12 protein-coding genes, 1 pseudogene and 2 other annotated features are annotated in these 12,381 nt (G+C 47.8%); of the genes and pseudogenes, 10 read left to right on the forward strand and 3 right to left on the reverse strand.

Annotated features, from left to right (window positions below; all coding sequences use genetic code 11):
- Window positions 1-44 precede the first annotated feature (44 nt).
- A complete protein-coding gene (locus NYE58_RS05400; RefSeq protein WP_341001256.1) occupies window positions 45-860 on the forward strand; it encodes a hypothetical protein in 816 nt (271 codons plus the stop codon).
- A gap of 26 nt (window positions 861-886) precedes the next feature.
- Window positions 887-1,693 (forward strand): hypothetical protein, encoded by an 807-nt coding sequence (locus tag NYE58_RS05405; RefSeq protein ID WP_341001257.1) that lies wholly within the window; start codon window positions 887-889, stop codon window positions 1,691-1,693.
- A gap of 37 nt (window positions 1,694-1,730) precedes the next feature.
- On the opposite strand, the gene NYE58_RS05410 is transcribed toward NYE58_RS05405, so the two are convergent.
- Both NYE58_RS05410 and ku read right to left on the reverse strand, forming a co-directional pair.
- Window positions 1,731-2,678, reverse strand: coding sequence for an ATP-dependent DNA ligase (locus tag NYE58_RS05410; RefSeq protein WP_076276847.1), 948 nt, complete (start codon window positions 2,676-2,678; stop codon window positions 1,731-1,733).
- Between the two features lie 12 nt (window positions 2,679-2,690).
- On the reverse strand, window positions 2,691-3,662 hold the full coding sequence (gene ku, locus NYE58_RS05415) for a non-homologous end joining protein Ku (RefSeq protein WP_076276848.1): 972 nt from the start codon (window positions 3,660-3,662) through the stop codon (window positions 2,691-2,693).
- A 139-nt stretch (window positions 3,663-3,801) separates the two neighbouring features.
- Here ku and NYE58_RS05420 point away from each other — a divergent pair, with 139 nt between their 5' ends.
- The 8 genes and pseudogenes from NYE58_RS05420 to NYE58_RS05455 all read left to right on the forward strand — a co-directional run bounded on the left by NYE58_RS05420 (window position 3,802) and on the right by NYE58_RS05455 (window position 9,964).
- Window positions 3,802-3,972, forward strand: a complete 171-nt coding sequence (locus NYE58_RS05420; RefSeq protein ID WP_341001258.1) for a hypothetical protein — start codon at window positions 3,802-3,804, stop codon at window positions 3,970-3,972.
- 31 nt (window positions 3,973-4,003) lie between these two features.
- The gene (locus NYE58_RS05425) at window positions 4,004-4,189 is read left to right on the forward strand and encodes an H-type small acid-soluble spore protein (protein WP_036676525.1); all 186 of its coding nucleotides are present in this window, start codon (window positions 4,004-4,006) and stop codon (window positions 4,187-4,189) included.
- A gap of 149 nt (window positions 4,190-4,338) precedes the next feature.
- Window positions 4,339-4,481: pseudogene (locus tag NYE58_RS37430) on the forward strand (multidrug resistance efflux transporter family protein); the annotation flags it as partial.
- A gap of 153 nt (window positions 4,482-4,634) precedes the next feature.
- Complete coding sequence (gene tsaE, locus NYE58_RS05435; protein WP_076274402.1) at window positions 4,635-5,117, forward strand: tRNA (adenosine(37)-N6)-threonylcarbamoyltransferase complex ATPase subunit type 1 TsaE; 483 nt, start codon at window positions 4,635-4,637, stop codon at window positions 5,115-5,117.
- Window positions 5,118-5,122: 5 nt separating this feature from the next.
- Complete coding sequence (tsaB, locus tag NYE58_RS05440) at window positions 5,123-5,953, forward strand: tRNA (adenosine(37)-N6)-threonylcarbamoyltransferase complex dimerization subunit type 1 TsaB (protein ID WP_341001259.1); 831 nt, start codon at window positions 5,123-5,125, stop codon at window positions 5,951-5,953.
- Window positions 5,950-6,474, forward strand: coding sequence for a ribosomal protein S18-alanine N-acetyltransferase (rimI, locus tag NYE58_RS05445; RefSeq protein WP_076219610.1), 525 nt, complete (start codon window positions 5,950-5,952; stop codon window positions 6,472-6,474). Before tsaB ends, rimI begins: the two co-directional genes overlap by 4 nt.
- Entirely contained in the window at window positions 6,471-7,520 is a 1,050-nt protein-coding gene (gene tsaD, locus NYE58_RS05450) for a tRNA (adenosine(37)-N6)-threonylcarbamoyltransferase complex transferase subunit TsaD (RefSeq protein ID WP_076219611.1), read from the forward strand. The genes rimI and tsaD overlap by 4 nt, the downstream gene beginning before the upstream one ends.
- Before the next feature lie 43 nt (window positions 7,521-7,563).
- Window positions 7,564-7,858 (forward strand) — a binding site (T-box leader).
- Between the two features lie 52 nt (window positions 7,859-7,910).
- Window positions 7,911-8,192, forward strand: a binding site (T-box leader).
- Window positions 8,193-8,428: 236 nt separating this feature from the next.
- Window positions 8,429-9,964, forward strand: a complete 1,536-nt coding sequence (locus NYE58_RS05455) for a 2-isopropylmalate synthase (RefSeq protein WP_036676518.1) — start codon at window positions 8,429-8,431, stop codon at window positions 9,962-9,964.
- A 406-nt stretch (window positions 9,965-10,370) separates the two neighbouring features.
- On the opposite strand, the gene NYE58_RS05460 is transcribed toward NYE58_RS05455, so the two are convergent.
- On the reverse strand, window positions 10,371-12,311 hold the full coding sequence (locus tag NYE58_RS05460; RefSeq protein WP_076219612.1) for an ABC-F family ATP-binding cassette domain-containing protein: 1,941 nt from the start codon (window positions 12,309-12,311) through the stop codon (window positions 10,371-10,373).
- Window positions 12,312-12,381: the final 70 nt, after the last annotated feature.

Raw genomic sequence — 12,381 nt, forward strand, 5'->3', positions numbered from 1 at the left:
GGGTGAAAATACATTTACCTTATTGAAGGAGAGGATGTTAGAAATTGAAGCTCCATTCTGATTTCAAAAAAACAGTTATCGCGTTCTCTGCAGCAATCTTGCTGGGAACAGGAGTGGCCGGGGGTGTGGATGTACCCGGCTTGTCTCTTACAATTGCGGCGGCATCAGGAGCGCAGGTTGCATCACAAACCGATCAGAAGACCCAAAAGGAATTGCAGGCACTCGTAGCTGGAGTGAAGGAAGGTACGCTTTTGGCCTACTACGTACGGGATAAAGTCTCCAATCCACAGGATGCGATCAGCTTCTCTGGCAAAGGGTTTGTTTTTAAGGACTATAAATCCTTTGCTGCGAAGTTTAAAGCGCTAAAGGGTCCGTCTATTCCGCAGCCCGGAAATCTTCCTAAAGGCTTCACTCTGGCGAGAGCCATCATCTATCCACCGGCTGTAGCTAATGATTCAGAGCTGTATTTGCAACTAGAGCAGGAATTGAAGGCAGCAGCGGTTGCTGGTAATTCTAATAAACAGTTGTTTAGTAAAATCATCAGCTGGAACCAGACGAATTTGTCTATGCAGCTGTATGCGAAAGGAAAAGCCAATTTTAGCATTGTAACTGGGTCGCCGCCATCCAAACTTCCGGAAGGAGCGGTACCTTTTGTAAGAGCTTCGGAATCTAAGAAAGAATTAACGGTCAACGGCAGAAAAGTAGTACTTACAACTGATTCCGCTAAAGACGCAAGCTTTAACACAAAGCTAGTATGGCTGGATAACTCAGGCACGATACAATATACCCTTTCAGACAATCGGGCCAGTACGCTGACGACAAATGAAATGCTGGCGGTAGCTAAAACCATGATCAAATAACCAAGGGGCTAAAGGAGGATATTATAATGATGATTAAGAAAAGCGCGGCGATTACAGCCTTAAGCTTATTAGTATTGATAAGTGCGGTGAGTGGAACAGCAGGCGCAGTGCCTGCGGGGAGTAATAATAAAAGTAAAGCTACCGTACCCGTTGAGCAGAATACGCCCATATCTTCAACGATTGAAGCTTTGATTGCCAAAGAAAATACAGTTCCCTTACAAGCAGGCGAACTTAAGATCCTGTATGTAAATGATAAGAAATCTAATCCACATGAAACCTTGAGTATAAGCTATATGCCATATAGATTCAGTTCTATAAACGAAGCGGCGCAGAAGTTACTTTCATTAAGCGGGAAGTCACTCCTGATACCTACTTCTCTACCAGAGGATTATAAGTTACAGGATGTCGTTTTAAATCCAGTGATTCCAATGTTTTTTAGCTCAGAGTATAAAACCCTTAGGGATCAGTTAAAAGCTAAAGCCCAAGCTGGTGGTAAAAAGGTGATTTCGCAAAGCTTGAAGTGGAGCAATACAGAAACCTCTATCACCTATCTACGAAATGGAGAGAGGTTGAATTTAAGATCTGCACCTGCATACACGCTACCGGAAGGGGTGACTTTGGCCCAGCTGCCTGGGGATCAGGATGAGAGCTTGACCATCAACGGGGTTGAGGCGATTTACACAGTTTTTGGGCCTCATCACGGTGATCTTAAAGTCCAGCTGGTATGGTCCAGTGCTGATGGAAGTGTCGATTATACACTTACGAGTACAAAAAATACTGCGCAGACAAAGGCAGAGCTTGAGGCCCTTGTAACAAGTTTTACAGCACAATAAGAAACGTCCTCCCATTTCAGATTGGGAGGACGTTCTTTTATCCTTTTTGCTCTATTGTGCATGCCTCCGGGGGAAGATCCACTTTAGCTTGAGTAACAGGCTGACGCAGAGTGCCCGAGGTGTTCCATTCCAGAAAATGAACTTTGAAGACGAGCTCCGGCTTTATCCAAAAAGCACCCTTGCCTCGCTGTGGAACATCTGCAAAGGGCATCCGATCCAGCTTAAGGCGGTGTGCCTCCGCAGTTAAGTCGCGTTTATCCTGCACAGTCAATTTTCCCGGACCGGCATGTCCGATATAATGCAAATTTCCTTTATCATCATAAAGACCAAGAAGTAGTGCGTTGACGATACCGTCACGGAACGTCACACCCCCGGCTACAGCTGTAATATCAGAACTGATTTTGCGTTTCTGCCAACGTTTATCTTTTCCGCCCGGAGCATAAGTGCTGTTGATGTCCTTGCAGACGATTCCTTCCAAGCCCTGGTTCTGAGTGGCGGCGAACAGTTCTGTAGGATCGGTATAACTTGGCACAGCTTGAACATGGGGATGCGGCAGCAGAATGTCACTTAACAGCTGCTGCCGCAAGAATAATGGTTGATCCATCGTCGATTGGCCATTATAAAACAGAATATCAAAAATCATATAAATGACAGGAACCTGATGCCTAACGACGGAAATTGTGGAACCGTTTTTCAAACTGTCCCTCCGCATCACCTCATGAAATGAGGGTTTGCCGTCCTTGAGCGCGATAATCTCACCATCAAGAATCACGGAGTCAGCCTTGCAGTAAGCAGATACATCAATAAGTTCTGGATATTGCGTGGTACGGTAATTGCCACGTCTGTTAATAAGCTGAGTAGTGCTTCCATCGTAATAGGACAACATCCGTACGCCGTCCCATTTAATTTGTGCGATCCACTGGTCACCTGCTGGAAGCTGCCCAGCCAGTATAGGTTCAAAAGGAATAATGGGCTGAAGCTTCATCCGCAGAGCCTCCTAAGATACGGTTGTTTTGCTTTTCGTGCTGCGGCGTTTCGGTTTTGGCGTGATGACTGGAGCCGGCCCGGAGACCTCGTTTTGCTGCTCCGCAGGTTCCGCGGCGGTTGTTTTGGTCTTGGCTGTTTTTCTTTTGGCAGCAGGAGCCGCTTTAGTTTTGGTTTTTGTGTTGCCTGTTAATGAAGGACCAGGGTCTGAAGGAATATGCTGCACAGCTTGAATACTAGCCTGCAAGGCAGCCATTAGATCAATCACATTGCTTTCCTGTTTAGCAGGAGCGATATGAAATTCCTCGCCTGCAATTTTATGTGAGATCAGATCAAGCATACGCTGGCGATAATCATCGGTATATTTTGCCGGATCAAAAGGAGTGGATAGCTGTGAGATCAGCAGCTTAGCCATTTCCAGCTCTTTATCGTTCACTGTCCCTGCTTCGGGCAGACCAGGCACTTGCGAGATCGGCCGCACCTCATCAGGATAAAAAATGGTCTCAATCGCAAGGCAATCCTCAAGCACACGGATCGCTGCCAGACTGCTTTTTGAGCGGATTGAAATTTTGGCGATACCAATTTTACCTGTCTGCTTCATGGCCTCCATAAGAAGTCGATAAGCATTTGAGCCTGCCTGATCCGGGGATAAATAATAGGTTTTTTGAAAATAAATCGGATCGATCTCCGTCAGGTCTACAAAGTCGAGAATGGAGATGCTTTTACTGGTCTCGTCGGATAGTTGATCCAATTCCTCTTTGTCGAAGAGCACAAACTTCCCTTTTTCATACTCATATCCTTTACCGATCTCTTCCCAAGCTACCTCTTTGTCACACACCGGGCATTTGCGTACATACGACAGCGGGCTGCCACACTCCTTATGGATATAACGCAGAGAAATGTCCTTGTCTTCCGTAGCGGAGAACATTTTAACCGGAACATGCACAAGCCCGAAGCTGATGGCTCCTTTCCAAACGGTATGCATGAGAAACACCTCCTGATCTAAGTTGATTTGCTTTGGGTTAGTATGAGGCAGGAAAGGCTTTTCTAGCCGGGTGCATTTTTTGAGAAGCTTGGGAAAAAATAAACTCGGACCTGTGAAGTTGAGGAGGAGAATCTAAGGTATGGAACCAAGAGATAACGAATGGAGCGATGCGCTGAGCGAGCAGGATATTCCGGCCACAGTTGTGGATTGGGAGAGCATTATTGCGTCCACGGAGGCCAGTCAGGTTACCGATTCGGAAAAGCTGGATGCGGAACGAACCCTCGAAGATACGTCACCCTTAGAATCGTAAACTTTAGGAAAGATAAAGGAGGAGAACAGTTGTGGACGTCAAACGGGCACAGGATATTTATGCTTCTAAAGAAACTGTAAGTGTACATTTGGATGGGGAGCCTGTATGGATTGAACATGTGGATGAAGAGAACGGAATGGCTACGGTACAAGTTGGCTCTCGACCAACCAATACGCACACTGTGGGTGTTGAACGACTCGAAGAGCAAGAGCACTAACAAAGGTCTACTTAGAGCGTACGTTAAAGCTGAATTATAGTTTTAAAAAAAGAGACTTTTTATGCTTAAGTTTGCGTAAAGGTCTCTTTTTTGATTTGGAGCATAACTGACGTCAAGGTTGACGGTGTAAGATTTAAACCAATATATTGGATCAGGCAGGACAGTCCATTATTGTTGCGCTGTGTTCAGGAGTTATTGCCACAGTATTATTCTTTCAAGCTACAGATATGGTAGGAGCAGCATGAGCGGATTAGCGGCAGTCGAAGCCACCCATTCTCGCAGCGTTCGGTATCGAAATTCAGCTTAACCACGCAAGTGAAGAAGAGGGCTGTACCTCCTTCGGCTTAAACAATGGGCGGGACAGTTGTTGCGGTGGATGGACCATACCGATATAATTGAATGTAATGGTTTTCGACAGGTATATTTTAAAAGGTGGTAGTTGTAGTTGGACAAAACAGTCGAAACGGTGTTCACTTACCGTTCTTACAATCTGCAGGATACGGAGCAACTGGCAAGTGCAATAGCTGCTGCTTCAACGGCAGGCATGGTTATCGGTTTGGACGGTGATCTAGGCGCAGGAAAAACGGCCTTCTCGCAAGGTTATGCTCGCCATCTTGGAGTGAAAGGGATCGTAAACAGTCCTACTTTTACTATTATTAAAGAGTACGAAGGTCGTCTGCCTTTATATCACATGGATGTATATCGGATTTCACTTCAGGAAGCAGATGAGCTTGGATTGGATGAGTATTTCTATGGTCAGGGTGTTTGTTTGGTAGAATGGAGCAGTATTATTACGGAGTTAATGCCGCCGCGGCATATGCATATATACATGGAAACAGTTGGACCGGAGGAAAGAATCATTACGGTGACCGCAATCGGGGAGCCTTATGGTGAGCTTTGCCGGGAGCTGATCCAGAAGTGGGGTTAATAAAAATGACGAACGAGAATACAGAGCCGCGCAAGCGGCTTTTAGCGCTGGATACATCAACTGCCGTATTGGGGGTTGCAGTGACCGAGAATGGAGAATTATTGCATGAAATTAATGCTTCCGGTGAACGGAATCATTCGGTGCATTTGCTGCCGATTATAGAGCAGGCGCTGCAAGCTTCGGGAACAACCGTTGCTAATCTGGGCGGGATTGCGGTTGGTGTGGGCCCGGGATCTTATACGGGAACACGGATCGCGGTTACCGCTGCCAAAACACTGGCTTGGGCATGGAATGTCCCGGTAGTTGGTATTTCGAGTCTGCATGCTGTGGCATGGGGTGGGTATGAAACAGCCCTTAAGAATAAGACGACAGCAGAGTCAGGACAATCCACTGCGAACAGTGGCTACGGTCCAGACTGGATCATTCCACTGATGGATGCGCGTCGGGGACAGGTTTACACAGGATTATTCGCAGCGGATGGGAATAGTCCTCTTAGCCGCCTTGAACCAGATGCCATCCGGTTGATGGCCGACTGGGTGGAGTACTTGGCAGAACGTTTACAACAGGCTTCAGCTGAAGGAACTAAACCAGCTATTCTATGGTTTGTTGGAGAAACCGCTGTACATGGCAGCGAAGAATCACTACATCCGCTGGCGGAACTCGGCACTTCTGTAGCTGTTCCATATGAGCTGGAGGGCCGCTGGACAGGCTTCCTTGGTGAAGCCCGGCTGCAAGTAGAGAATGATGATATTCATAGCTTGATCCCTAACTATACTCAGATTTCGGAAGCGGAGGCCAATCTGCGGTTAAGTAGTAAAGGAGGCTTAAAACGATGACGGAAGTGGAAGCATTGAGAGCACAAGAGGCTGACCTTGTTTTTCGTCTGATGAAGCTGGAGGATATTCCGGACATTCTAATTATTGAGCGCGAAGCCTTTACCATGCCGTGGACGGAGGAAGCTTTCCGGAATGAGCTGACGCATAATCATTTTGCTAAATACATGGTCATGGAGCTGGCGGGTCATATCATTGGCTATGCTGGAATGTGGGCTATCGTGGATGAGGCGCATGTGACGAATATTGCCTTACTCGAAGCTTATCGTGGACGTAAATGGGGGGAGCGCCTGTTGGAGGAGTTAATGAATACAGCCTCTTACGTAGGCATGAAATCCATTACGCTTGAGGTACGGGTATCCAACGAGGTAGCTCAGAATTTATATCGTAAAAAAGGCTTTCGTTCTGCCGGCACGCGCAAAGGATATTATTCCGATAATCGCGAGGATGCGCTCATTATGTGGGCGGATCTACCGGAGTATAAGGAGCATGGCTATTTGGAAGGAAGCGTGGACTTGAAATGAAGACAGAAACGGGCGCAGATCAACCTGTACTAATACTTGCTATAGAGACCAGTTGTGATGAAACCTCGGTGGCCGTGGTCAAAAACGGATCAGAAGTGTTATCCAACATCATCTCGAGTCAAATAGAGACACATCGCGCTTTTGGGGGCGTGGTGCCAGAAGTGGCTTCCCGTAAACATGTGGAGGTAATTACGCTCGTAATCGAGGAAGCGCTCGCCAAGGCAGGCGTTACACCCGAACAATTGACTGCGGTAGCGGTGACTCAAGGCCCGGGTTTGGTGGGAGCTTTACTGGTCGGGGTAGTAGCAGCTAAAAGCCTTGCTCTTGCATGGGGCAAGCCGTTAATTGGCACGCATCATATTGCAGGCCACATCTATGCTAACCGTCTGGTTGCAGAGTTGCAGTATCCATGTATGACACTAGTGGTGTCAGGTGGACATACTGAACTGGTTCATATGGAGCGTGAGGGTGAGTTTCGAATTATCGGCCGCACGCGTGATGATGCTGTAGGTGAAGCATATGATAAAGTGGCTCGGGCGCTAGGGTTCCCTTATCCCGGCGGACCCCATGTAGATCGCCTGGCACGCGAAGCGACGGAAGTTGTTGCATTGCCGCGGGTATGGCTGGAGCCGAACTCTTATGATTTCAGCTTCAGCGGTCTAAAATCGGCGGTGCTGAATGTGGTGAATCAGAGCAAAATGAAAGGTCTTGAACCCAATGTCGCAGGCATCGCCCGGGGGTTCCAAGAATCCGTAGTTGAAGTGCTGGTGGAAAAGGCGGTACGCGCCGTTAAAGCCACTAACTCCAGACAGTTATTGCTCTGTGGGGGGGTCGCTGCTAATGGCGGACTCCGCTCGGCATTAATTTCGCGCTGTGAAACGGAGGGCATTGAACTTATTATTCCTCCACCGGTGTATTGCACGGATAATGCGGCGATGATTGGAGCGGCTGCATACGTGAAGTGGCAGCATGACGGTGGAATACCGCTGGATATGGTAGCTGACCCTGGATTCTCACTGGAACAATGGTCTGTATCTGCCTATTGACATCATTTGGAGCTAACGAGTATAATCAGTTCAATTAAACAAGGCAAACGCGATGAGCGGAAGTAGTAAGGATACTCTGGGATAAGAGAACTGCGGGTGGGTGCAACGCAGTCGAAGGAGTCCTGAACTCGTCTGGGAGCGGAGCGGTGGAAGCATTACTGGCAATTGTCGCCGGAACGTTTGTACACCGTTTACGGGTAACCTCCGTGATAGGGTGGTCTAGTACCTAACATACTGGACCGTAGAGTGGATGTTCAATTGGAATCGGTAGGAACTTAGCCGATACAGAGCATCAACAAGAGTGGTACCGCGAAGGTTAACAGCCTGTCGTCTCTTGAATGAGATGGCAGGCTTTTTTGTATGGATTTAGAGTGGTGAGTAATTTATATAATACACGCTAAGAACGGGAGTAGTAGAGTTTGACGGTGAACAGAGAGCTGCGGGTTGGTGCGACGCAGTCACCGGATTTCTTGAAGCTCGCCCGGGAGCGGAGCGGCGGAACAAGAGTACGCTGCCTACGGCTGTCCTCGTTATCGGACCTTTCCGGATTTAAGCTGGCATGCCAGCTTGAACCGGGAAGAAGAGCTGGACGCAGCTTTGAGGCTTGTTATTAGTGACAGCTGATGCGTCAAAAAGAGTGGTACCGCGGAGGGGTAACCCGCCGTCTCTTTATTAGAGACGGCGGGTTTTTGCGTTCTTGTAGAAGAAGTCCGGGGAATGGACTCAACGCTACATAAGACGCCAAAAGTGAACACTCTGCACATTGTGCAGAGATTCATTTGTTTCAGCTGCCGGCAGCAGTGGGTGGGAAATGAGCAGAACCGCAAGTCGACGTGTGGTTCTGCGCTGAAGCATAGGATAGAGATAAGGCATCCAATTACATGAAAACAAAACTAGGAGGAATTCAGATGATTATTCCAGTTAAGAAACGTATTCAAATTTTCGATACGACCCTGCGTGACGGTGAGCAGGCCCCTGGGGCTAGTCTGACTCCTGAGCAAAAAATATTGCTGGCTTATAAGCTAGCTGATCTGGGTGTTGATGTAATGGAGCCGGGGTTCCCGGTATCGAGTCCTGGAGATTTTGCAGCGGTGCAGACGATTTCGCGCAAGGTGCGCAACGTGGAGATTTGTGGTTTCGCGCGGGCCGTAAAAGGGGACATCGATGCTGCAGTCCGGGCCACTCAAGATGCTGAACGTCGGCGGATTCACTTGTTTATCTCCTCTTCTGATATTCATTTGCAGCATCAACTGCGTATGAGCAGAGCTGAAGTCGTAGCTAAAGCGCGTGAGATGACGGCTTATGCGCGACAATTCTGTGATGTAGTTGAATTCACGGCCATGGACGCTGCGCGGACAGGGATTGATGATCTGATTGAAATGGTTGAGGCGGTTATAGAGGAAGGGGCCTCCATTATTAACCTGCCGGATACAGTAGGATACGCATTGCCACATGAATATGGTGAGATGTTCCGGAGAGTGCGGCAGGGAGCAAGAGGTGGTGGCAAGGTCAGCTATAGTGCCCACTGTCATAATGACTTGGGGCTGGCTGTAGCTAACAGTCTGGCAGCGATTGATGGAGGGGCGACTCAGATAGAAGTCACCGTGAACGGTGTAGGCGAGCGCACAGGGAACTGCGCACTGGAAGAGCTTGTTATGGCGCTTGAAACCCGCGGCGATGCAATCGGTGCAGAAACAGGTATCGTGCTGGATAAACTGTATGATACTTCCCGGCTGATTAGTGGAGCGATGCATTTCCCAATCGCCTATAACAAGCCGGTCGTCGGAAGAAATGCCTTCCAGCATGAGTCCGGGATTCATCAGGATGGCCTGCTCAAGGATCGTAGTACCTATGAGATTATGGATCCCGAACGGCTGGGCATCCCCCGCAGCATGATCATTCTGGGCAAACATTCTGGCAGACATGCGCTGAAGGATCGGGCTGCGAAGTATGGAATAACGCTGGAGCCTGCGGAGCTGGATGCACTTTATGAGTCCTTTAAAGAGACCGCTGACCGTCAAAAGGTCGTCAGTGATGACCAGCTGCTGCAAATGGTAAGCAGTACAACTGGACAACAAGCTCAGGTCTATGAGCTGGGTGAGGTTCAGGTATTGGCGGGCAGTGCCCAGCGCCGTGTAGCTGCAGTTACGGTACGCCATCTGCAGACTGGCCGGGAAACGTCACATACCAGCACTGGCGAAGGCCCGCTTGAAGCGATTATCGCCGCTATTGGGCAAGGGATCGCTGAGGAGATAGACTTTGCAGGACTCGAGCTTCATTCGCTTGGAAGCGGAGAGAATGCGCAAGCAGAAGCAGCGGTGATGGTGGAGTGGGAGGGCCTTAAATTCAGAGGCACGGCCACTCACCAAGATATAATTATGGCGGCAGGCATCGCTTATATCGCAGCCTGTAATGCCGCCCTGCTCTCTACACAGATTGTCTAAAATACGACGTGCCCGCTGTCAGTTTAGGAGATAGCGGGTTCTTTTTTAGCAGAAAATCAGTCTTGTAAAATGGGGTTACGTCTTTTGTCAAGTTGTGGACAACGTTATCCACATATTCTGCCTGAGTTGTGTAAAAAGTGCGTAAAATCAGCAATAACGGCTTTTTTCAAAATGCTCTAATAAACAATTTTGTTGGCAATGAAACACTGTGAGAATTGTGGATAATGTGGATAGATCCGTGGATAATAATTCCTTTTCCTTGAAAATACCGATTTAACGCATAAAAAAGACCCCGAAGGGTCTTTTGAAGTAGGGAGTTATACACGAAACCTGTGTATAGAGCTGTGGATAACTATTTATGAACAAATCTAGAACGATGAAAAAATATTTATAAGGAGGATTTACATTATTCGTCAGCAAGGATTTCCCATTCGCTAAAGAAATCTGTCAGCTGAGATTTTTTGTTCTTCAGGTCCTCTTCATAACCTTGAAGTGCTAAATAATCCTGATAAACTTCAGGTTTAGTCATTTCATGCTCTATAAATACGATTGATTCTTCAAGTGAGGCGATGTTCTCCTCAAGCTCTGCGATACGCCGTTTGCGGTTACGCTCTTCACGCTTAGCCTGCTTGTCTGCTTCAAAAGAGGTTACAGCGCTTTTTTCAGGTACAGCAGTGTCCTTATTGACGTTTTTAGTAGCTAGTTCAGCGGCATCTTTTGCAATCTCTTCTAATTCTCGTTTCTTCTCGACATAGTCATCGTAGTTGCCGAGGTATTGGTCGATCCCTTCGGGATGTAGCTCCAGTACTCTTTCCGCCATTTTGTTCAAAAAATAACGGTCATGGGAGATGAACAGCAGGGTGCCTTCGAAATCAATTAAAGCAGATTCCAGAACTTCACGGCTGACCAGATCCAAATGGTTGGTAGGTTCATCGAGAATTAGCATATTTGCACCGCGGAGCATTAGTTTAGATAACGAAACCCGAGCTTTTTCGCCGCCGCTGAGTGCGGAAATCTTCTTAAGAACATCCTCTCCGCTAAAAAGGAAATTACCAAGGATCGTACGAATTCTGGCTTCCTCGATCATTGGATATTCACTCCACAGTTCTTCCATAACCGTATTTTGTGGATTAAGGCGGGTCTGTTCCTGATCATAATAAGCAATTTTTACTTTAGTGCCCCAATTCACCGTTCCAGCAGAAGGCTCACGGGTTCCGGTCATACACTGCAGCAGTGTGGATTTACCGATACCATTGGGACCGATCAGGGCAGCAGTCTCCCCCCGACGAAGCTCAAAAGAAGCGTCCTTAAATAAAGGTGAACCTTCATTAAAGGCAACCGCAACATTGCGCACTTGAAGCACCTCTTTTCCAGACATAAAGTCTGGCTCAAAGGAGAAGCTAGCCTTCTTCAGATCACCCATTGGACGATCTAGACGATCCATCTTCTCAAGCGCTTTGCGTCTGCTCTGCGCACGTTTTGTGGTGGAAGCCCGGACAATATTTTTCTGAACGAAATCCTCCATTCGAGAAATTTCATCCTGTTGCTTCTCATATTGCTTCATCCGTGCTTCATATTCGGCAGCCTTCAAATCTACATAACGACTGTAGTTACCCGTATAACGCCGGGACTGGTGCCGCTCGATCTCTACAATAGTGGTCACGAGACGGTCTAGGAAATAACGGTCATGGGATACAACCAGAATCCCGCCAGCATAGCTGCGGAGGTAATCCTCCAGCCACGTTAACGTTTCGATATCCAGATGGTTAGTAGGCTCATCCAGCATCAGAAGATCTGGAGCCTGAAGCAAAATACGGGCCAGCGCGAGCCGGGTCTTTTGGCCTCCACTAAGGGTAGAAATGGGTGTATCTGGTGGGAAATCACTGAAGCCCATGCCGTGTAGGACACTGCGAATCCGTGTATTCATTTCATAGCCGCCGTGGTCCTTGAACCAATCCGAGCGCCGCGCATATCGTTCAAGCAGTTCTTCGTACCGCTTGGGGTCTTCCGCGAGCTTAGGATCAGCAATACTTACTTCTAACTCTCTCAGCTCCGTTTCGGCTTCGATCAGCGGAGCGAAGACCGCCATCATTTCTTCATGAATGGTTTTGTCAGATTGCAGTCCGCTATTCTGAGCTAAATATCCGATTGTTGTTTCTTTTGATTTATGAATTTGACCGCTGTCATAAGACATCTCACCGGCCAGAATTTGTAGAAAAGTTGATTTGCCGGCACCATTCACACCCACTAGCCCGACACGTTCCTTTTCATTTACCTGTAGGCTTATGCCATCCAGTACGTTCTGTATACCATATGATTTAGTAATTCCTGTCGCTTGAAGAAGCATAACGATGAAACCTCCACCCTTGCATATTTCGCCTTGGTATTTATCCCTCAGCCGTATGAACAACTTATTC

It is taken from the genome of Paenibacillus sp. FSL L8-0708, assembly GCF_038009325.1.
Taxonomy (GTDB): domain Bacteria; phylum Bacillota; class Bacilli; order Paenibacillales; family Paenibacillaceae; genus Paenibacillus_AQ; species Paenibacillus_AQ odorifer.